This window comes from Arthrobacter sp. ISL-5 (assembly GCF_018613835.1).
Taxonomy (GTDB): Bacteria; Actinomycetota; Actinomycetes; order Actinomycetales; family Micrococcaceae; genus Arthrobacter.
Window position 1 is genome coordinate 64,783 of record NZ_JAGGPM010000014.1, and the last position, 18,898, is coordinate 83,680.

Here is an 18,898-nt window from a genome sequence, read left to right on the forward strand (position 1 = left end):
TTTGATGCGCACGGCGGCGATCTGCGCTAACATGGCTGGATTTAACATTCTGGGCCAAATGCCGTAATGTTGCTTGTTGGTTGTCTGCCCTGCCACGCCCATTTGCGGCCGGAGGGCGACGGTCAATCAAATCAAAAAACGTCCGTAGTCATGCCCGGTGCAATCCGGAGGGCTGCGGCAAACAACAGTTAGCGGAGGATATGGCCAAGAAGGACGGGGTCATAGAGATCGAGGGCGTAGTGACTGAGGCGCTGCCCAACGCGATGTTTCGTGTTGAGCTCACCAACAAGCACGTCGTTCTGGCACACATCTCTGGAAAAATGCGTCAGCACTACATCAGGATTCTCCCTGAGGACCGGGTAGTGGTGGAGCTGAGCCCTTACGACCTGACACGTGGTCGTATCGTCTACCGCTACAAGTAAACGTTGGGCGGCCAGAGCAACTGCCGAAGGCCGGTCCATCGGACCAACTGCTATCACGCAAAGGAACGCCATGAAGGTCAAGCCGAGCGTCAAGCAGATCTGCGAAAAGTGCAAAGTGATCCGCCGTAATGGCCGGGTCATGGTGATCTGCGAGAACCCGCGCCACAAGCAGCGCCAGGGCTAATTCCCTTCCGGGAACCCCTGGGTTGCTAACCCACGCAAGTAAATAAAAGGCAGCACAAGCTGAACTGGGACGTATGAGCCCGGACAGCTAACCCCTGGTCGGAGGCTGGGGCCGCACTGAAAGTGCGGGTGTACTGCCTACGACCTCCGGTTTATTCAAGGAGCACTGCCACTATGGCTCGTCTCGCTGGCGTAGACATTCCCCGCGAAAAGCGGCTGGAAATTGCGCTTACTTACATCTACGGCGTGGGTAAGACCCGTGCACACGAAACCCTGGCTGCCACCGGCATCAGCGCAGACGTCCGGGTCAAGGACCTGACGGATGCGCAGCTGGTAGAGCTGCGTGACTACATTGAAGGCAACTACAAGGTTGAGGGTGACCTTCGCCGCGAAGTAGCAGCAGATATCCGCCGCAAGGTTGAGATCGGCAGCTACGAAGGCCTGCGTCACCGCAAGGGCCTGCCCGTACGCGGACAGCGTACGAAGACCAACGCCCGTACCCGCAAGGGCCCGAAGCGTACCGTCGCCGGCAAGAAGAAGGCCCGTTAAGTCCTCATTTGCCCCCTGAAATCGCTGGCGCGATTTCAAGGAACCCGGCAAATGTGGGAAATAGCGATCGCTTTCCCCCGATAACTTTCTGTAGGAGAAAAAATGCCCCCGAAGACTCGTGGCGCGGTTCGCAAGCCGCGTAAGAAGGACAAGAAGAATATCGCGCTTGGCCAGGCGCACATCAAGAGCACCTTTAACAACACCATCGTGTCCATCACGGACCCGAACGGTGCTGTCATCTCCTGGGCTTCCGCCGGTGAGGTTGGATTCAAGGGCTCGCGTAAGTCCACCCCGTTCGCTGCACAGATGGCCGCCGAAGCTGCCGCCAAGCGCGCACAGGAGCACGGCCTGAAGAAGGTTGACGTGTTCGTCAAGGGACCGGGATCCGGACGGGAGACCGCCATCCGTTCGCTGCAGGCCGCTGGCCTTGAGGTCGGCTCCATCCAGGACGTCACCCCCGCCGCTCACAACGGTTGCCGTCCGCCGAAGCGCCGCCGCGTCTAAGCCTTTTCCGCAGTCGGAGCTTGCCCGGACCCTTACCGGGTCCGGGCAAGCCCGCCGCGTTAAGTCTTCAGACCGATTTTCCACCACCTGTGTTGCGTCATATAGCGGATGCTCGCCGAAAGGAAACCTAAGTGCTCATTGCACAGCGCCCCACCCTCTCCGAAGAGGTCGTCTCCGATAACCGCTCCCGTTTCATCATTGAACCGCTGGAGCCGGGCTTCGGTTACACCCTCGGAAACTCCCTCCGCCGTACCCTGCTCTCCTCCATCCCCGGTGCCGCTGTAACCAGCCTCCGGATCGATGGCGTGCTGCACGAGTTCACCACGGTTCCGGGTGTCAAGGAAGATGTCACCGAGATCATCCTGAACATCAAGAACCTGTCCGTGTCCTCCGAGCACGACGAGCCGGTTGTTGCTTACCTGCGCAAGCAGGGCCCCGGAGTCGTCACCGCCGCGGACATCGCTCCGCCGGCCGGCGTCGAGTTCCACAACCCGGATCTGCACATTGCCACGCTGAACTCGAAGGGCAAGTTCGAGCTCGAACTGACCATCGAGCGCGGCCGCGGCTACGTTTCGGCAGCTCAGAACAAGTCCGGCGACGCCGAGATCGGCCGCATTCCGGTCGACTCGATCTACTCGCCGGTGCTGAAGGTTACTTTCCGCGTGGAAGCCACCCGTGTTGAGCAGCGCACCGACTTCGACAAGCTCATTGTCGACGTCGAGACCAAGCAGGCCATCGCCCCGCGCGATGCCGTTGCTTCGGCAGGTACCACCCTGGTGGAACTGTTCGGTCTGGCCCGCGAGCTGAACACCGCAGCTGAAGGTATCGAGATTGGCCCGTCGCCGACGGATGCTGCCCTGGCAGCAGACATGGCCCTGCCGATCGAGGATCTGGACCTCACCGTCCGTTCCTACAACTGCCTCAAGCGTGAGGGCATCCACACCGTGGGTGAACTCGTTGCCCGCTCCGAGGCTGACCTGATGGACATCCGTAACTTCGGTGCGAAGTCCATTGATGAGGTCAAGGCAAAGCTGGTTGAACTGGGCCTGTCCCTCAAGGACTCGCCTCCCGGTTTCGACCTGGCCGCCCGCGCCGCAGCCATCGAAGAGGACGACGCCGCGTTCAGCGACGACGAGCTCTAACAAGCAGATCTTGGCCGGCGGGCTGGATGCACCACGTTGTGCGCAGCCCACCGGCTTCCATATGAGGAGAAACAATTATGCCTACCCCCACTAAGGGTCCGCGCCTCGGAGGCGGCCCGGCTCACGAGCGTCTCATGCTCGCGAACCTGGCAGCAGCACTGTTCGAGCACAAGCGGATCACCACCACGGTGACCAAGGCCAAGCGCCTGAAGCCGTACGCAGAGCGTCTGGTCACCTTCGCCAAGCGCGGCGACCTCGCTTCCCGCCGTCGTGTACTCGGCCTGATCAGCAACAAGGGCGTCGTCCACGAGCTGTTCACCGACATTGCTCAGGCAGTGGAGAACCGCGATGGCGGCTACACCCGCATCACCAAGATCGGCAACCGCAAGGGCGACAACGCTCCCATGGCTGTCATCGAACTGGTCCTCGAGCCGGTTTCCGCCAAGCAGGCCGTTGTAGCCGAGGCTACTGCTGCTGCTAAGCGCGATGCAGACAAGGCTGCTCCGGCCGCCGAGGAAGCTGCTGCTCCTGTTGCAGAAGAAGAGGTCGTCGAGACCGAAGCTGCTGCAACCGAAGAGGCTCCGGCCGCTGAGGAAGCTCCCGCTGAGGAAGCTGCTGACGAGTCTGCTGCTGAGGAAAAGGACGCGAAGTAATTCGCTGATTCCTTCGCATAGACTTAAGTCTATGAACGACCAAAAACCCGCGGCCCCCGTTTTGAGGGGCGGCGGGTTTTTGCGTATCCGGCTTGATTTGGCGTACGACGGCGGCCCCTTCAGCGGGTGGGCCCTGCAGCCTGGCCTCCGCACAGTCCAGGGAACCCTCGAGGAGGCGCTGGAACTGCTCATCCGGCGTCCGGTCCGCGTCACGGTCGCGGGACGGACCGATGCCGGCGTGCATGCCCGAGGCCAGGTTGTCCACCTCGACCTCACGGAAGCCGAGTGGCTGGGACTGAACCGCGGTGCGGAACTCGATCCCGCCGTCGCGCTCTTGCGTCGGCTGCGCGGAGCGCTCAGCCGGGGCCTGGGGGACCTGACCGGTGCGATCGTGGTTCACCAGGTGTCCATCGCCCCGGAGGGCTTCGACGCCCGGTTCTCGGCGCTGTGGCGGCGCTACAGCTACCGCATTGCCGATGGCCCTGCGCTCTGGGATCCGCTGGGCCGCTACGACACGCTATGGCACAAGAGCCCGCTGGACGTTGACCTCCTGAATGAGGGTTCGGTGCAGCTGCTGGGCCTGCAGAACTTCCTGTCCTACTGCAAGCCGCGGGAGGGCTCCACCACCATCCGCGAACTGCAGCGCTTCGAGTTTGCCCGCGGCGAGGACGGCGTCATCGTGGCCACGGTCCAGGCGGACGCGTTCTGCCACAACATGGTGCGTGCGCTGGTGGGGTCGGCGCTGTACGTGGGGGAGGGGCTGGAACCTCCGGGCTGGCTGCACGAGCGGCTGCTGGCCAGGAAGCGCGATGCCCGATCGGTGCTGGCGGCGCCGCACCCGCTGGTGCTGGAAGAGGTGGCCTATCCGTCCGATGACGAACTGCTGGCCCGGGCCGAGCTGACGCGGGCCCTGCGGGAGTAAGTCGTTAAGTTAGTTCCTTACCGCGATTGGGTCTGGATCGGGGGCGTTGTAGGCTCTCGACCAACCCAGGGGCGCCGGGTATGGCTAAAGCTAGCTCGCTGGATTGCCTTCCCACCTCCGTGCAGGTCGAATGCCCCACCAACACGCCAGTCAGTACAGCGGACCCTACGACGACTCCCGGGGTCGGAACATTGAGCTACGACGAAGCCACCCAGGGGTGTGGAAGACTGAGGACAGCTGGGCCGGAACACGTCGGACGTTCGATATGACGCTGAACGACGGCGGCTCACGCCAGGCGATGTTCAGGTTTGTCCGGTGACGGAGAAAGGTGCGCCGGCCATGAGTCAGGAACGTGCTTCAATCCGCCGTCGGGGCTGGCCTGGCGTCATGCTCTGGTCGATCCTGGTCGTCTCATCCATCGTCCTGATGGTCATCGGCTTGCTGAGGTCATTTTTCATCGGCTATACGGCGATACCGGAATTTGTAGAAGACGCACGAGTCGGCAGCCTCTACCTGCTAGCTGGTTCCGCAGCCTCGCTCGCAGCTGCACTTTGGTCGTTCTTGCGAGGCTACCCGCACTGGGTAACGGCCTGCGTGGCAGCTCCCGCCGTCCTAATCGGGGGAGTCGCCCTCGTGTGGCCTTACAGCTTGCTGCGGCATATCGTGGCCGTCGTGGCCCTGCCGGGAGCGATCGCAGGAATCATCGGCGGAATGGTGGACCGCGGCTACCGCCGAACCTGATAGAGGGGGAACCTCACGAGTGTCAGGCGTTGCGGCCCTCTGACGAAAAAAGGGCGATGGTGATGTACGTGAAGATGGCCATGTAGGCGCAGCCGACGACGACAGCGGCAATGGCCAAGCCGCGGCCGCGTTCACCTGTGGTCTTGATCTGATTCAGGGCGATGAACCCAAGGATGATGCCGGTTACTCCGATAAGGAACGATGAGGCAAATGCGGCGACAGCAAGTGTGTTGGTCCTGGCGGGGGCGGATCCGGCGCCGCCCTGGTGCTGTGGTGGTGGCGCTTGGTATTGGGGAGTGCTCATCGCTAATGCCCTTTCAAGTTCAAAGTCGGTCGTCCGCAAGATGCTGAGATGCACAAGGTATCAAGTGCGCCGGGCCCTTTGTACTTGGTCAGAAGGACTTGCCTCAGGGGCCTATCCGCGTTGTGTTGGCGATGGGCAGGGAAACAGTGCCGACGTCGGTCCCTTCAACCCTCGCGGCCCCCTGCCGCCGAAGACCATCCCTCAGCGTGCAGTGAGCTGGTACACCGACACGTGACTGCGCGATTCGACGGTGAATTCGCTGCGGTCCCAGTCCGCCCACCTGGATTCCAGCGCAAACCCGGCTAGCCGCGCCATGAGATCGAGCTCGCTGGGCCAGATGTATCGGTGTGGTGTCCGTCCGATCCGTGCATCCCGCCCATCCGATAGTTCTGGGCCGAATCGCACGTGGTGCGAGATGACGTGCTGGTGCAGCACGTCATAGGTATCGACTAGCAGATACCCGGGCTGACTCACCTCGACCGACCCGCCGCGTCCGGGTGGTAGCGAACGCAGTTGTGGCACCCAGAGCTCAATGACGAAGCGCCCGCCAGGTGCAAGATGGCGAGCAGCGTTCTGGAAACACCGGACCTGTTCGTCCTGGGTCAAGAGGTTGGCGATGGTGTTGAACACCAGGAACGCAAGCGAGAAGTTGTCGCCCGCCGCTGCCTCGGTCATGTCGCCCTGCACGACTGGTATGTGGTCCTCTCCGACCTTCTCACGTAGACGGGAGATCATCGCGTGAGACAGTTCGATGCCGCTGACCTGGACCCCGGCCTCTGAGAGGGGGATGGCGACACGACCCGTGCCAATGGCAAACTCAATGGCCGGACCGTCGCCCGCGAGCTTTGACAGTACCTCTACCGTGGGGGCCAGTACCTCGGGGGAGAACATTCCCTCTCCGGGCGTGTCGTACTGATTCGCGGCGTCGTCGTCCCAGAGCTGTTGCTGGTTGATCATCCCGCCACTATTGCACGCGACTGAGCAGCAGCTGCTGAAATCCCGAAGGCTGGCACCTCGAAAAGGTGCCGGCCCTCGCTGCGTCGGCAGGTCCGGAGCTCCGTGGTGGGCCTTGACAATTCCGATTGAGATTCCTTCTGAGGGTCATGACTCAATTTCGCGAACGCAGATAGTAGGCTGAGGCGCAGTCTTTAGTCATGCGGTCCTTACAGGGGGTAAGGGATGAATGATCGACGCGTCGTCGTCGTTATTGAACAGGATGAGGCAGTCCGGGCTCTTTTGCGGGCCACCCTGGGTGATGCCGGTTTCGAGGTGCACTTCGCCGCCACCGGGGAGTCCGGGGTTGAGTTGGTGCGTGCCAAGCGGCCGGATACTGTCACGCTGGATGTGGTGCTGCCGGACATGAACGGGTATGAGGTGGCGCGGCGCATCCGAGAATTCAGCCACACCTACATCATCATTCTCACGGCCCGCAGCGACCTTCGTGCCACCATCAAGGGTTTCGAAGCCGGGGCTGACGACTACATCGTCAAGCCGATCCGTCCGCGAGAGCTCCGTGCACGCGTCGACGGGATGCTGCGCCGGCCCCGGCAGCTTCGAACGGTAGCACCGGTCCGGACGGCGCCTGGGCGGACGGCAACGGCAACGGCAGCGGCTGCGGCCGCGAAGGGAGCCGCCGCACCGACGGCGACGGCCGGCTCCAGTTTCGAGCACAACGGACTGCGGATCGACAGCGCCACTCGAGCCGCCAGCATCGGCGGCCGGTCCCTGGCGCTCACCCGGACCGAGTTCGATCTGCTGCGCATCCTGCTGGAAAGGGGCACCGGCGTGGTCACCAAGGCGGAACTGGCCGCGCTGCTTGGGCTGATGCAGCAGGAAGCCGTGCAACCCGGGGCCGCCCCTGCCGGCACCCGTGACGCCGGACGAATCATCGAAGCCCACGTGGGCAACCTGCGGCGCAAACTGGGGGATGACGCCCGGCGGCCCCGGTGGCTCAAGACGGTCCGCGGGTCCGGCTACACGCTGGCCTGACGGGCGCGTCCCCCGACGCTCCGGATGCGCCCCTGCAAACGGGGGAGTGCCTCGGAAAAGCCTAAGAAAATGCCAAGGGCGCAGGCGCACCTTAGGAACATGAAATCACTATCAGGCGACGAAGTTGTCGCGGTCCGAGGCGTCCTTACCGACACGCAGCCGGTGGATTTCCATGCGCTGGGCGTCGCCGGTGCGATAGACCGTTTGACTCTTCCGCTGCGGGAACGGGGGATCACCGTGCACCTGGAAGTGCCGCACCACGGGATGGAAGTGGACCGGCAGTCCGCGTTACTGCTGTACCGGGCCGCGCAGGAGCTCTTGAGCAATGTCCACAAATTCGCTGAAGCGTCCGCCGTGACGGTTCGGTTGGGCTGCGTCAGCCATCCCGCTGACAGGCACGCCGTTCAGCTCAAAGTGACCGACGACGGCACCGGGTTTGATGTGCACGCAGCCACCCACGGCAGGCATTCCGGGATGGGGCTGCGGCTCATGCGGCTGGCCGTGGGCTCGGCGGGCGGCCAGATGGTCATCGACTCGTGCTTGGACGAAGGAACGTGCGTGAGCGTCACGCTGCCCCTGGACTGAGCATTCAGCCGGACTGAGGAATTAGCTGAACTGAGCATTCAGCTGGACTAGGCACCAAACCGGACTCTGCGCCTGGGGTGGAGCCGCCTCAGAGTGCAGCGGCGCCTTCCACCGGAAGGATGACCGTGAACGTGGTGCCGGCACCGGGTGTGCTGGTGCAGGAGATTTTCCCGCCATGCCGCTCCACGATGGTCTTGGTGATGGAGAGTCCGAGGCCCACGCCGGGGATCTCCGCCTTCCGGGCGGCCTGGGTGCGGAAGAACCGCGTGAAGATCCGGGCGGACTCCTCTTCGCTGATGCCCATCCCGGTGTCCTGAACCTGCAGCTGGACCCAGCGATCGTTGCTGTTGGCGCGGACGGTTACTGCCCCGCCGTCCGGCGAATATTTGATGGCATTCGATACCAGGTTGTCGAGTGCCTGGGCTATGCGGAGCGGGTCCGCGTGCGCCCACAGGGGAACCGGAACATCGGCGCTGAGCGAGACGTTGGTGGCATCGGCCTGTGCCTGGGCGGACCCGATGGTGGTCTCGATCAAACCGGCCAGGTCAGTCCGCCGGGGGTGGACGGCAAGCACGGTTGAGGCCGACACCAGCAGGTCCGACACAAGGGAGAGGAGGCGCTCGGCGTTGCGCTGCACCACCTCGAGCCGATGCACGCCGGTGGAAGACAGGCCGTCCGCTTCATCGAGCACCAGGTCGACGTTGCCGAGGACGGACATCAACGGGCTCCGGAACTCGTGGGAAACGTTGGAGATCAGCTCCTCCTTGGCGGCCAACGCTTCCACAAGGCCTGTGACATCGCTGTAGACGACGACGGCGCCACTGGACCCGCCGTCGTCGTTCTTGATAATCCGCGCAGCCGTTGAGACGGCGCGCCTCGCCGGCCCCTCGCCGATCCACACCAGGTAGTCCGCGAATGTTTCACCCGCCACCGCCCGGCGGATGGGCCGCTTATCGGCAGGCAGCGGCGTCACCTTGTCCTGACCGAACATGAGTTGCTGTGATTCCTCCGGCACTGGGCCGGATGCGGCAGGGGAGGCTGTCCGCTGGAAATCCTTCTGCTGGCCGTTGACCAGCACGTTCTGGCCGCCGGCGTCCACGGCGACAATGCCGACGTCGATCGTGTCCAATACCGTTTTGAGCAGCCGCTCGCGGTTCCTGCTTTCAATGAGCAGTTCCCGGAGTTCGGCGTCTTTTCTTTCGAGCCGTTGGCGCTGCACACGGATATTGGCGCTGGCGAACCGGATTGCCAGGGAGACGGCCAGCATCATGAGGGGCAACAGGGATGCAGTGGCAATGTCCGAAGGTGAAATTCTGGGGAACTTTTGCAGCAGTGAAGGCAGCCCGATGAGCAAGGGCCCAAAGAAACTGAGCAAAATGCTGGTCTTCACGAAGGAACCTGATGCCGACAGCCAGATCACCGGAAATATTGCCAGCACTCCGAGGCCGGCTACGGCCGGAACGGCGCCGTTGCGTGCGAGGCCGATTACCAGGAGGTCAAGAATAGGTATTACCAAGTGGGCATTGACGGGAAGCCGTTCCCAGGGAACCAGGAAGCATGCCAGGAACAAGGCGCCCATCAGGACTATGGATGCAATAAAGACGGCATTCTCGATAAGCGTGGGCCATACCGCAGGCGCCGCGATGGCCAAGGCAGCGAGAATGAGCGTCACCGGCAGTTGGCAAAGCGCCACCTGGACTCTCGGCTTAAGCCGTCTGAAAAAGCGGTCAGTGTCACGGACCAGCACGTGTTCACCCATGGGCGCAGCCCCCGCCCTTGGGGTCGATTATCGAAACGTGAGACCATATTCTTTTGTCCCCACCCATAGTGCCATTATGCACATCAATTCTCCTGCGGCTGCAGTCCCGACCGGCTTTTGAGTGTTGCTTGCAAAACATATGCAGAATTTAGGGTTTCTCTCCCCCCGCAGGTTGTAGCCTGATATTGCTTCCCGCGTTGCGCTGGGCAATGCGGTGGTGTTATTGGATATGGGGATGGTCTTGGGCGATCTTGGTGTGGCCGTGGTGATTGAGGATGATGATGACGTCCGCAACCTCCTTGACGCGGTACTTCAGCAGGCCGGCTTCGAAGTGCACTCTGCAGCCACGGGCCGCGACGGCGTGGACGTGGCCCGGCTGCGCCAGGCCAACGTGATCACGCTCGACGTCGGTCTCCCGGACATTGACGGCTTCGAGGTGCTGCGGCGCATCCGGCAGTTCAGCGACGCCTACGTGGTGATGCTGACCGGCCGGAACGAGGAACTGGACACCATCACGGCGCTTCAGGGCGGCGCGGACGACTACATCATCAAACCGTTCCGGCCGCGCGAACTGCGCGCGCGCATTTCAGCGATGATGCGCCGGCCGCGGCAGGGCGCAGTCGGTGAGCCTGAGGCACCGGTCGGGTCGCCGCCGGAGCCGGGTTCCGCTGCAGCAGGCAGTGCCCGCCGTGCGGGAACAGTGCTGCATCACAACGGACTTGCCCTGGACACCGAAACCCGGACAGTGGCCCTTCGCGGGACGCCGTTGGGGCTGACCCGGAGCGAATTCGACCTTCTGCATGAACTGCTGCGCGGAACGGGGGCCGTCCGCACGCGGGCGGACCTGGTGCGTGTGGTGCGCGGCGAGTACTACCGCGAGGACACCTACATCAGTGAGGCCGATGAGCGGGCCGTCGAAGTGCATATCGGCAATTTGCGCCGCAAGCTCCGCGAGGATCCGCAGGACCCCCGGTGGCTGGTCACCGTGCGCGGGGTGGGGTACCGACTGGCGCCGAAGCGGGCGGAGTAGGTTCGGTCTTAGTTCTTCGGTGGCAGGTAACCGAGTTTCAGTTCCCTGACCGTTAGCGCGCCAGCGCGTGCAACCGCCGGCAGCAACTGCTGCACGCCAGCGAGGTCTCCGCTTTTGACGAGGCGCTGCACCTCGATGGCCAGCTTGGCCAGGCGGGTGGCGCCCACCATCAGGGCGGAATTCTTCAGGCTCAGGGCAGCATCCATGGCGGCGTCGGGGTCGTTGTCTTCAACGGACCGCTCCAAGTACCGGAGGCGCTTTTCCCAGATGCTGATGTAATCCCGGGCGAAATTGTGGGCGACGCCGGAGCCGCCCAATTCTTCCTCCAGCTCGTGAAGGACGCTGAGGTCCAGCACGGGTTCCTGCGATTCGTCCTGCTGTCCGTTCTCTGGGTCTCCGGCCGCAGGGAAGCACACGCCGTTGGCGCTGCCGTCACCTGCACCGGAACCTGAAATGGACATGAGTTAAGGCTACTTTCTGACCTTGGGAAAAGCCTGATGAAGCTTGGATCCTGTGGAAACCCTGCGGGTTCCTTGTGGTGCGCGGTAAACCTGCGGAATCTCGACCTTACTGGCCGCTGAAGGTTTCGATGGTGTTGATGACGGCTGGGCCCAGGATCGCAATAAAGAGGACCGGGAAGATGAAGAACAGCAGCGGGAAGAGGATCATGACGGGAAGCTTCATGGCCTTCTCTTCTGCTCGTTGACGCCGCTTGACGCGCATCACCTTTGCCTGCACCCGGAGGACGCGGCTGATGGCGATGCCGTAGGTGTCCGCCTGCACCACTGCCTGAACGAAGCTCCGCAGCTCAGGGATGTTGGTGCGCTCGGCCAGGGCAAGGTAGGACTCGCGGCGGCTGCGGCCCACCTGCATGTCCTGCAGGGTGCGGACCAGTTCTTCCGCCAGTGGGCCTTTTCCGTTTTCGCCGGCACGGGCCATGGCACCCTCGAACCCGAGACCGGCTTCCACGGAAATGAGCATCTGGTCCAGGGTGTTGGCGAGCTCCAGCTGCATTGCCTTCTGCCGCTCCATGCCCTTGCTGTAGAGCATCAGGTCAGGGATAAAGTACCCCAGGAACAGCACGAACAGCCCTACGAGCTTGATGATTGGCGTCGTTGCAATGGAGCTGATGTACAGCCCCATTAGCCCGCCCACGAGACCCAGTGCGGGTTTGGCGGCAAGCAGACGGCCGAGCGGCATGTTCACCGGTCGACCGGCGAGGGAGAGCAAGTGATCGAGCTTGAGGACGTACGCGGCCGGAGTAAGCCGGTGGCCGATCTTCTCAATGAGTCCTGAGCTTGTCTTCTTCTCCACTTCGGCACGGTGGCTGCCCCTGGACAGGATGTCGCGGGCAACCGCCTGGCCCTTCTTGTCAGTGGAGAGCAGCGACCAGGCAAGGTAGCTGATGGGCAGGCAGATCAGGAGGAGTGCAAGGAGAACGAGGGGATCCATAATGGCCTCAGAACTTCAGGTCGATGATCTTGCGCATCCAGAGACCACCAATGGTCATCAGGATGACGGAAGCCACAACCAAGATCCAGCCCAGTGGCGTTGTGAACATCTTGTTCATGTAGCCGGGATTGACAAGCATAAGCATGGCGACGATACCAATGGGCAACGCCATGAGAATGTAGGCAGAGAATTTTCCTTCAGCGGCCAAGGCCTTGATGTGACCCTTGATTTCACTGCGCTCTCGGATCGTTTCGTTCACCTGGTCCAGCACTTCGGCCAGGTTTCCGCCCACCTCACGGTTGATCTGGATGGCTTGGGAGACCCAAACGAAATCCTCGTTCCTCATGCGCTCAGCAGTGTCGTTGAGCGAGGAAAGCAGATCCCGTCCCAGACTAGTCTCCGAGACGACGCGGCGCATTTCTTCTGAGGTCGGGGCCTGGGATTCATTGGCGGCTGCATCAATGGCGCGGAGAATACTGTGGCCGGCCCGCAGGCTGCCGGATAAGAGTTGGAGAGTGTCACCCAGTTGCTCGTCGAACTTGGCACGTCTCTTGCCTGCCAAGAACCCCAGAACAAGATGTCCAACGAGCGGCGCGGCGAGCACGAAGAGTAAGGCCAGTAGTGGTCCAGCGACGACCAGCCCCACGAGCGCGCCCACGAAGGCGCCAATGATTACGAGGAGCAGGAAGTCGGCCTGGCTCAGCCGTAGGCCAGCGTTCTCAAGCGCCTCCCGATTGAACAACCTGACGTTCCGGCTGGCAAGGAAGCGCTCAATGGTTTGTACGGCCGATCCGGCAAAGCGGGTCAGTTGAGAGTCCGACTCCGTCCGGAAGGGCTGGCGACGGTCCAGCGGCACGGTGGGCGTGCGTGGAATCAGCGCAGCCACACCGGCCAGAATGGCGGAGGCAACGACGAGGACAACTCCCATGGTCAGAAACATTGACGTCAGTGCTTTCCGGTCGAGGCAAGGGGCGCGCCGAAGACCCCGGCCGAAACGTGGATTCCCATGTCTTCAAAGCGGTCGATGAACCTGGGGCGGATGCCAGTAGGAATAGGGCTTCCCAAAAAGCGCCCGTGCTGGTCAACGCCCGCCGAGTAGTCGAACACGAAGGCGTCCTGGAGGGTGACGATGTCGCCTTCCATGCCTTGGACCTCGGTTACGTGCGTAATGCGCCGTGTGCCGTCCCGGAGGCGTGAGATTTGAATGATTAGGTTGACCGCGGAGGCGATCTGCTCGCGGATGGCCCGCAGCGGCAGATCCATTCCCGCCATGAGGACCAGCGTTTCAAGACGGGCGACGGCGTCGCGGGGCGAGTTCGAGTGGACGGTGGACAGCGAGCCGTCGTGGCCGGTGTTCATGGCCTGGAGCATGTCCAGGGATTCTCCCCCACGGACCTCGCCCACCACGATGCGGTCCGGGCGCATACGGAGCGAGTTGCGGAGCAGTTCGCGGATGGTCACTTCACCCTTGCCCTCGGTGTTGGGCGGGCGGCTTTCCAGCCGGACCACGTGCTCCTGTTGGATCTGGAGTTCCACGGCATCCTCGATGGTCACGATGCGCTCGTTGGCCGGCAGGAAGGAGGAGAGGACGTTCAGCAGCGTGGTCTTCCCTGTGCCGGTGCCGCCGGAGACGATGATGTTCAGCTTGGCCTTTACGCAGGCGTTGAGCAGTTCAGCCATTTCCGGAGTAAGCGTGCCGAAGTCGATGAGGTTCCGCACGGTCAACGGCACCTTGCTGAACTTACGGATTGTGAGCGAGGAGCCACCGACGGCCAGCGGCGGAATCACGGCGTTGACGCGGGAGCCGTCCTCCAGACGCGCGTCAACCAGTGGTGAGGATTCATCGATGCGCCGACCTACTTTGGATACGATGCGTTCGATAACCTTGCGGAGGTGGTCTTCGGAGCTGAACCGGGATTCGGTCAGCGTCAACTGGCCTTTGCGCTCTACGTAGATCTGGTCCATCCGGTTCACCATGATTTCGGTGACAGCGGGATCGTCCAAGAGCCGCTGCAGCGGCCCGTAACCGAGCACGTCGTCAGCCACGTCCGCTACCAGCCGGGAGCGCTCATCTGCGGTCAGGGGCACCTGTTCGGCATCGATGATGCGGATGAGCTCTTCTCTTGCAGAGCTTCGCAGTTCACTCTCGGTGAGGCCGGAGTCGTTGAAGCGGGCTCCCATGCGTTCGAACAGGGCTGTGGCTGCCCGCTGCTTCAGGGCAGCGAAGACGTCCACTGGCTGCTGGGTTTTGGGCTTGAACAGCTCAGCCTGCACAGCGGCGGTCGGCTGCACCGGCTTCGCGTGCGAGGATTTCGTTGGCGCCGTAGTCGGCCGCACTGGCGCTTGGCCTACGGGCGGAGCCGCATGTGGCGCGGGCGCCTGACTGGGCGGGGCGTGACGCGCCGAACGGGGCCGGAACGTCGGCGCAGGCGGTGCCGTTGCGGCAGAAGAAGTCGAAGCGACGGCGGATGCAGCGCTCGGCACAGCCGCCACGGCCATGGCCGGGGCGGCCACTAGCTGGGACTTTTCCTGAGCGGCCTGGATGCGTTCCGAAAGTTTCATTTAGACCACTACCCGTCGGTGTGTTTTCCGCTGAGCCTTGGCCTGCCATGCCGGGCTAAACCGTTCCACGAGCTGGCTGAGGCCTTTGACAGCCGGATCTTTCTTGGCTTCCTGCAGGACGGGTACGCCACGGTTGGTGGAGAACGCTACGGCGCGGGAACGCGGAACGCTGACATCCACAGGGGCACCAATGGTCGACTCGACATCCTGCACCGTTAGGCCGCATTTTGCGTCAGCCATGTTGAGCACAACGTGCCGACCTTCCGGCAGGATGTCCAACTGGCGGAGAATATCCAGGCCGGAACGGAGGCCGCGGACGCTGGGGATGTCCATGGCACTCACCCATACCACGTCGGTGCATGCTTCCATGGCCGCGAGTCCTATCTCCGGCAGCCCTGGGGCCGTATCCACCACTACGTACTGGAACTCGTCCGCCAACTGCTCCAAGAGCCTTGTGATCTGTTCCGGGGTGATGTGGTCGGCCTCGACGGGGCTGATCGGCGCGCACAGGGCGTAAATGCTTGAGGCGTGGACGGTGAGGAAGGCCTTAAGCACCAGCGTGTCCTGGCTTGCGGCCGGGGAGACAGCATCGGTGACCGTGTGTTCCGGATTCAGGTACAGCCCGGAGGCAACGTCGCCGAACTGCAGGTCCAGGTCCACAATCACCACGCTCATCGGAGCTATCTTGCCTAGGCCGACGGCGATATTAGTCGCGATAGTGGTCTTGCCGACGCCGCCTTTGGGGGAGAAGACACCGATCACTGTGCCTTTGGGGTTGCCCGCCTGATTGGGCTGCTCAACGCGGTGCCGGCTGGCAAACGACTGGCACGCACGTTCAAGGAGTACGCGGAGCTGCGCCGGATCGGCTGACGGGCTCAGGATGTCCCGGACGCCTGCACGCATGGCATGCAGAATGAATTCGGGATCAGGCTCGCCGACGAGGAGAACCGTAAGGTCCGGCACCTGGACGTCAAGTACGGTCGCGAGGCGCAGGGCCTCGTCGATGGGAACGTCCGGACCCAAAATGAGTACCTCAGGCTGTTCCTGGTTCAGCTGGGCGAAGAGGTCGTAGGGGCCGGCCGGCAGAACATTAGTGAAGAACGTCTGCACGCCGCCCTGCAGCCCGCCCGCAACAGCCTGCCGCAAACGGCCGTCGAAGTCCGCGCTCGGAGTGATCAGGACGAAGCGGCTCACTTGTAGACCTCACTCCGCTGAATGATTCGGGGCCCACTGTCCTTGGCGTTGAGGGGCTCCTTGCTGAGCCAAATTTTCCCGAATTCTGTGGCGAACACGATCTTGGCCGCGTCCACGTCGCTGACCGCCACCGTCACCATAAGGAGCCCAACCGGGAGCGTGGTGTCGCGCGGATCCGCGCTGCTTGCGCCGGGGGCGGCGGATGGCGTGGGTTGGGTGGTGGGCGTAGCCTCCGCTGTGCGCTGAACAGCGGTCACTAACGTCTTGCGGACCGTCAGCTTGGTAGTTTCGACGCCCGGCTTGTCCTCCAAAGCGCCCTTGTCGAGGGAAATGAAGATGCCGACATGCTCACCGGCGGTCAGGCGACCGCCGACAACGCGATCGGGCTGGAGCTGGAACGTGACTTCCTGAAAGCCCGCGGGGACCTTCACCGCACCGTCGACTTTAAGCTCTTCGGGCGCAATGAGGCGTTCTTCGACGAGCTGCTCACCGGGCACCAGGCCCACAGCTGCAACCTTGCCCTTGGACTTTTCGAGTGACTTTAGTGCGGAAGCTGCCACCGCAGATCCCGGCAGTCGTTCAGTAACCAGCGATGCACCCATCAATTCCACGGACGTGCCAGCCGGAATGGCTGTCTTCACAACAAGGACATCCACAGGGTCAAGGTTCTTGACGGCCCGCTGATCCGCGTCTTGGGCGTAGGAAACGACTAACATGGCTCCGACTATGGCCAGTACCACCGCAGCCGCACCTGCCAATAACCGAGACTTCACGAACTGCTCCTGAGGGTTTGGAAATTCTGAACTGCATGGAACTAACTGGTGAATTCGACGACGGTGTCGCCGTATGGGCTGACCGGCCCAAGCTTGTAGCCGTCAGCCAAAGAGACGTATTTGACGAACTTTCCCATAATGCCGCGGCAGTTGCCTTTGCACTCCAGGCTTTGGTCCGCCCCGGCAGGCGCATTGTTGTAGACCAGCGGAAGCCTGTCGGAGCCGCTGAATGCCCAGCCTTGGACGCTGAATGCGACGAAGGAGATCAACTTGTAGGACGCTCCGGAGCCGGTGCCATTCACGTCTTCGTAAACGGGTAGGAGCACGATGACAGGCCTGCCGGCTCCCAGCTCAGCGGCCCATTTGTTCAGGACAGTATCGCAATTCGAAGGCCCGTCGTTGCCGGTTTCACTACCACTTTGGTTGACGGCGAGGTTCACCAATCCGCCGCACTGGCCGGAGCTTTGTGCCGTCCAAGCGAAGCCGCCGGGCACCGTCTTTCCCGCCGGCCCGAGGGGGCAGTCCGTGTTCGCGTCTGCCGAGTGGTTTTGGAGCAACTGGGCTGTGCCGTCAACCATTCCCGAGACTTGGCAAATCGAAAACGCAAGTGGGAACGGGGTGGTTCCTTCCACGGGGCTTCCCCATCGGACACTGGACGTGGCGTTGACCTCTGCGCTGGGGATGCCCAATACCCTCGCAAAGAACAGCGATACTGTGTTGGGTGCGCTTCCGTTTTCTTTTGCCCCGGTCGTAATCTGGACTGTGCGGTTGGGCTTGTCCAGCGCAATTGATTTCACATTGCTCAGACCATCCACGGCGTTCTTGTCGGCCAGGTCGGTAGCCATCGGAGATGTGACGGAGCATTCTGTATCAGCCTCGTTCTTGGCGCATTTCTGCGCCACCATCAATGCAGCGGCATCCGAACCACCCTGAAGCTGGGCTCGCTCGGAGTAAAGCCTCGCGACGTCGATGGCTAGAGCGGCGAAGCCAAGCAATGCCACCATCAGGATGGCGACGATCACAGCGATTCCACCACGCTCACTGTCCGCATCCACCGCTAACCCCCGCAAAGCATGGTTCCTTTTCCTGTCATGGCAAAGGGGCCAGCGATGCCGGTCATTGTGCTTAGTGAGTAGCTGATGGTCACGGTCATCTGGGAGCCGACCACACAGCTTGCGGCACCAAACGTGACGTTTCCGTCCGCCAAGGGCGGATTGAGGGGGCCCGCCGCGTTCTTGGCCGCGGTCCTTGCATCGCTCTGGCTATTGTTGATGGCCATTACGCGGACGCCTTCGCGGGCGGCGTTTGTCAGGGAGGCCTGCGCGTTATACGCCCGACCGAACTCCATAATGCCGAGCAACAGCATGACGAGCACGGGGGCCAGCAACGCGAACTCAACAGCCACGGCGCCGCGCTCGGATGCCTTGGCCATTCGATGCCTTTCGTCGGGCAGACGCACTGAAGCGTCGAAACAGACTGGTGAAAGCGAAGCCGGGTAGCGATGGCTTAGCCAAATCGCTACCCGGCCTGGCATCGGGCCTACTTGGAGCAGGTCGCCGCGGTGCCCGCTGGTGCGCCGGCGGCAACTGCCATGGTGCCGCCCTTAACGCTGCACGCAACACTGTCAAACGTGGACGTCAGGTTGCCACCGAGAGTCGTGACGGCGACGATGATGACAACGGCAATGAGGGCGACCATGATGCCGTATTCAACTGCGGTCGCGCCTTTCTCGCCGCGGCGGGCACGGGCTGCGGTGTTTGAAAGGAAAGCAAGCATTTTGATACTCCTGAGCGAATGGAAGTGGAGCCGGCTCGCATGGAATACTTGCCCGGCTTTATGAGTGCTACTTGGAGCAGGTTGCTGCGGTGCCGGCCGGCGCGCCGGCGGCAACTGCCATGGTGCCGCCCTTGACGCTGCATGCAACGCCGTCGAAAGTGGTCTTCAGGTTGCCACCCAGAGTAGTGACGGCGACGATGATGACTACGGCGATGAGGGCGACCATGATGCCGTATTCGACGGCGGTGGCGCCCTTCTCGTCGCGGCGGACACGAGCTGCGGCGTTTGAGAAGAAAGCAAGCATTTTGGGACTCCTGAGCGAGTGAAGGGAAGCTGGCCCTACACCAGCTCTGTAAAA

The 18,898-nt window shown here is 62.5% G+C and carries 24 protein-coding genes; 11 read left to right on the forward strand and 13 right to left on the reverse strand.

Annotation, left to right across the window (positions count from 1 at the left end):
- The first annotated feature begins 200 nt into the window (after positions 1-200).
- From infA to J7I89_RS07800, 8 genes are all read left to right on the forward strand, one after another.
- Positions 201-422, forward strand: a complete 222-nt coding sequence (infA, locus tag J7I89_RS07765) for a translation initiation factor IF-1 (RefSeq protein WP_011775571.1) — start codon at positions 201-203, stop codon at positions 420-422.
- Between the two features lie 70 nt (positions 423-492).
- Positions 493-606 carry a 50S ribosomal protein L36 gene (rpmJ, locus tag J7I89_RS07770; protein ID WP_009358722.1) on the forward strand — a complete coding sequence of 38 codons (114 nt, stop codon included), beginning with the start codon at positions 493-495 and terminating at the stop codon, positions 604-606.
- 173 nt (positions 607-779) lie between these two features.
- Positions 780-1,154 (forward strand): 30S ribosomal protein S13, encoded by a 375-nt coding sequence (gene rpsM, locus J7I89_RS07775; protein WP_003803743.1) that lies wholly within the window; start codon positions 780-782, stop codon positions 1,152-1,154.
- A 102-nt stretch (positions 1,155-1,256) separates the two neighbouring features.
- Positions 1,257-1,658 carry a 30S ribosomal protein S11 gene (rpsK, locus tag J7I89_RS07780; protein WP_011692779.1) on the forward strand — a complete coding sequence of 134 codons (402 nt, stop codon included), beginning with the start codon at positions 1,257-1,259 and terminating at the stop codon, positions 1,656-1,658.
- A 131-nt stretch (positions 1,659-1,789) separates the two neighbouring features.
- Positions 1,790-2,800 (forward strand): DNA-directed RNA polymerase subunit alpha, encoded by a 1,011-nt coding sequence (locus J7I89_RS07785; RefSeq protein WP_214968832.1) that lies wholly within the window; start codon positions 1,790-1,792, stop codon positions 2,798-2,800.
- 77 nt (positions 2,801-2,877) lie between these two features.
- Entirely contained in the window at positions 2,878-3,453 is a 576-nt protein-coding gene (gene rplQ, locus J7I89_RS07790) for a 50S ribosomal protein L17 (RefSeq protein ID WP_214968833.1), read from the forward strand.
- Positions 3,454-3,484: 31 nt separating this feature from the next.
- Positions 3,485-4,375 carry a tRNA pseudouridine(38-40) synthase TruA gene (truA, locus tag J7I89_RS07795; RefSeq protein WP_214968835.1) on the forward strand — a complete coding sequence of 297 codons (891 nt, stop codon included), beginning with the start codon at positions 3,485-3,487 and terminating at the stop codon, positions 4,373-4,375.
- Positions 4,376-4,714: 339 nt separating this feature from the next.
- Complete coding sequence (locus J7I89_RS07800) at positions 4,715-5,116, forward strand: hypothetical protein (RefSeq protein ID WP_251045053.1); 402 nt, start codon at positions 4,715-4,717, stop codon at positions 5,114-5,116.
- Between the two features lie 22 nt (positions 5,117-5,138).
- Here J7I89_RS07800 and J7I89_RS07805 read toward each other — a convergent pair whose 3' ends face one another.
- Positions 5,139-5,420 (reverse strand): DUF4190 domain-containing protein, encoded by a 282-nt coding sequence (locus J7I89_RS07805; protein WP_214968837.1) that lies wholly within the window; start codon positions 5,418-5,420, stop codon positions 5,139-5,141.
- Between the two features lie 201 nt (positions 5,421-5,621).
- Positions 5,622-6,377, reverse strand: coding sequence for a class I SAM-dependent methyltransferase (locus J7I89_RS07810; RefSeq protein ID WP_214968839.1), 756 nt, complete (start codon positions 6,375-6,377; stop codon positions 5,622-5,624).
- 222 nt (positions 6,378-6,599) lie between these two features.
- Between J7I89_RS07810 and J7I89_RS07815 the strand changes: the two genes are divergently transcribed.
- Complete coding sequence (locus J7I89_RS07815) at positions 6,600-7,409, forward strand: response regulator transcription factor (protein WP_214968841.1); 810 nt, start codon at positions 6,600-6,602, stop codon at positions 7,407-7,409.
- A gap of 99 nt (positions 7,410-7,508) precedes the next feature.
- On the forward strand, positions 7,509-7,994 hold the full coding sequence (locus J7I89_RS07820; RefSeq protein ID WP_214968842.1) for a sensor histidine kinase: 486 nt from the start codon (positions 7,509-7,511) through the stop codon (positions 7,992-7,994).
- A gap of 88 nt (positions 7,995-8,082) precedes the next feature.
- Here J7I89_RS07820 and J7I89_RS07825 read toward each other — a convergent pair whose 3' ends face one another.
- Positions 8,083-9,666: a HAMP domain-containing sensor histidine kinase gene (locus J7I89_RS07825; RefSeq protein ID WP_308159829.1), complete on the reverse strand. Its 1,584-nt coding sequence runs from the start codon at positions 9,664-9,666 to the stop codon at positions 8,083-8,085.
- 328 nt (positions 9,667-9,994) lie between these two features.
- Here J7I89_RS07825 and J7I89_RS07830 point away from each other — a divergent pair, with 328 nt between their 5' ends.
- Positions 9,995-10,783 (forward strand): response regulator transcription factor, encoded by a 789-nt coding sequence (locus J7I89_RS07830; protein WP_214968887.1) that lies wholly within the window; start codon positions 9,995-9,997, stop codon positions 10,781-10,783.
- A gap of 8 nt (positions 10,784-10,791) precedes the next feature.
- Here J7I89_RS07830 and J7I89_RS07835 read toward each other — a convergent pair whose 3' ends face one another.
- The 10 genes from J7I89_RS07835 to J7I89_RS07880 all read right to left on the reverse strand — a co-directional run bounded on the left by J7I89_RS07835 (position 10,792) and on the right by J7I89_RS07880 (position 18,844).
- Positions 10,792-11,244 carry an Hpt domain-containing protein gene (locus J7I89_RS07835; protein ID WP_214968846.1) on the reverse strand — a complete coding sequence of 151 codons (453 nt, stop codon included), beginning with the start codon at positions 11,242-11,244 and terminating at the stop codon, positions 10,792-10,794.
- A gap of 106 nt (positions 11,245-11,350) precedes the next feature.
- A complete protein-coding gene (locus J7I89_RS07840) occupies positions 11,351-12,235 on the reverse strand; it encodes a type II secretion system F family protein (RefSeq protein WP_214968848.1) in 885 nt (294 codons plus the stop codon).
- A gap of 7 nt (positions 12,236-12,242) precedes the next feature.
- The gene (locus tag J7I89_RS07845; protein WP_214968850.1) at positions 12,243-13,175 is read right to left on the reverse strand and encodes a type II secretion system F family protein; all 933 of its coding nucleotides are present in this window, start codon (positions 13,173-13,175) and stop codon (positions 12,243-12,245) included.
- Between the two features lie 5 nt (positions 13,176-13,180).
- Entirely contained in the window at positions 13,181-14,797 is a 1,617-nt protein-coding gene (locus J7I89_RS07850; RefSeq protein ID WP_374102006.1) for a CpaF family protein, read from the reverse strand.
- Entirely contained in the window at positions 14,798-15,991 is a 1,194-nt protein-coding gene (locus J7I89_RS07855) for an AAA family ATPase (protein WP_214968852.1), read from the reverse strand.
- On the reverse strand, positions 15,988-16,707 hold the full coding sequence (locus J7I89_RS07860) for a Flp pilus assembly protein CpaB (protein ID WP_251045054.1): 720 nt from the start codon (positions 16,705-16,707) through the stop codon (positions 15,988-15,990). Before J7I89_RS07860 ends, J7I89_RS07855 begins: the two co-directional genes overlap by 4 nt.
- A gap of 98 nt (positions 16,708-16,805) precedes the next feature.
- Complete coding sequence (locus J7I89_RS07865) at positions 16,806-17,786, reverse strand: Tad domain-containing protein (RefSeq protein ID WP_308159831.1); 981 nt, start codon at positions 17,784-17,786, stop codon at positions 16,806-16,808.
- 35 nt (positions 17,787-17,821) lie between these two features.
- Entirely contained in the window at positions 17,822-18,196 is a 375-nt protein-coding gene (locus J7I89_RS07870; RefSeq protein WP_214968857.1) for a TadE/TadG family type IV pilus assembly protein, read from the reverse strand.
- Positions 18,197-18,303: 107 nt separating this feature from the next.
- Positions 18,304-18,540, reverse strand: coding sequence for a Flp family type IVb pilin (locus J7I89_RS07875; RefSeq protein ID WP_214968859.1), 237 nt, complete (start codon positions 18,538-18,540; stop codon positions 18,304-18,306).
- Positions 18,541-18,607: 67 nt separating this feature from the next.
- Positions 18,608-18,844, reverse strand: coding sequence for a Flp family type IVb pilin (locus J7I89_RS07880; RefSeq protein WP_214968861.1), 237 nt, complete (start codon positions 18,842-18,844; stop codon positions 18,608-18,610).
- Between the last annotated feature and the right edge of the window lie 54 nt (positions 18,845-18,898).

What these genes read in the sequence shown, in the direction of transcription:
- infA (WP_011775571.1), top strand. Translation starts at nt 201, where the DNA reads ATGGCCAAGAAGGACGGGGTCATAGAGATCGAGGGCGTAGTGACTGAG.
- rpmJ (WP_009358722.1), top strand. Translation starts at nt 493, where the DNA reads ATGAAGGTCAAGCCGAGCGTCAAGCAGATCTGCGAAAAGTGCAAAGTG.
- rpsM (WP_003803743.1), top strand. Translation starts at nt 780, where the DNA reads ATGGCTCGTCTCGCTGGCGTAGACATTCCCCGCGAAAAGCGGCTGGAA.
- rpsK (WP_011692779.1), top strand. Translation starts at nt 1,257, where the DNA reads ATGCCCCCGAAGACTCGTGGCGCGGTTCGCAAGCCGCGTAAGAAGGAC.
- rplQ (WP_214968833.1), top strand. Translation starts at nt 2,878, where the DNA reads ATGCCTACCCCCACTAAGGGTCCGCGCCTCGGAGGCGGCCCGGCTCAC.
- truA (WP_214968835.1), top strand. Translation starts at nt 3,485, where the DNA reads ATGAACGACCAAAAACCCGCGGCCCCCGTTTTGAGGGGCGGCGGGTTT.
- J7I89_RS07800 (WP_251045053.1), top strand. Translation starts at nt 4,715, where the DNA reads ATGAGTCAGGAACGTGCTTCAATCCGCCGTCGGGGCTGGCCTGGCGTC.
- J7I89_RS07805 (WP_214968837.1), bottom strand. Translation starts at nt 5,420, where the DNA reads ATGAGCACTCCCCAATACCAAGCGCCACCACCACAGCACCAGGGCGGC.
- J7I89_RS07810 (WP_214968839.1), bottom strand. Translation starts at nt 6,377, where the DNA reads ATGATCAACCAGCAACAGCTCTGGGACGACGACGCCGCGAATCAGTAC.
- J7I89_RS07815 (WP_214968841.1), top strand. Translation starts at nt 6,600, where the DNA reads ATGAATGATCGACGCGTCGTCGTCGTTATTGAACAGGATGAGGCAGTC.
- J7I89_RS07820 (WP_214968842.1), top strand. Translation starts at nt 7,509, where the DNA reads ATGAAATCACTATCAGGCGACGAAGTTGTCGCGGTCCGAGGCGTCCTT.
- J7I89_RS07835 (WP_214968846.1), bottom strand. Translation starts at nt 11,244, where the DNA reads ATGTCCATTTCAGGTTCCGGTGCAGGTGACGGCAGCGCCAACGGCGTG.
- J7I89_RS07840 (WP_214968848.1), bottom strand. Translation starts at nt 12,235, where the DNA reads ATGGATCCCCTCGTTCTCCTTGCACTCCTCCTGATCTGCCTGCCCATC.
- J7I89_RS07845 (WP_214968850.1), bottom strand. Translation starts at nt 13,175, where the DNA reads ATGTTTCTGACCATGGGAGTTGTCCTCGTCGTTGCCTCCGCCATTCTG.
- J7I89_RS07850 (WP_374102006.1), bottom strand. Translation starts at nt 14,797, where the DNA reads ATGAAACTTTCGGAACGCATCCAGGCCGCTCAGGAAAAGTCCCAGCTA.
- J7I89_RS07860 (WP_251045054.1), bottom strand. Translation starts at nt 16,707, where the DNA reads ATGTTAGTCGTTTCCTACGCCCAAGACGCGGATCAGCGGGCCGTCAAG.
- J7I89_RS07870 (WP_214968857.1), bottom strand. Translation starts at nt 18,196, where the DNA reads ATGGCCAAGGCATCCGAGCGCGGCGCCGTGGCTGTTGAGTTCGCGTTG.
- J7I89_RS07875 (WP_214968859.1), bottom strand. Translation starts at nt 18,540, where the DNA reads ATGCTTGCTTTCCTTTCAAACACCGCAGCCCGTGCCCGCCGCGGCGAG.
- J7I89_RS07880 (WP_214968861.1), bottom strand. Translation starts at nt 18,844, where the DNA reads ATGCTTGCTTTCTTCTCAAACGCCGCAGCTCGTGTCCGCCGCGACGAG.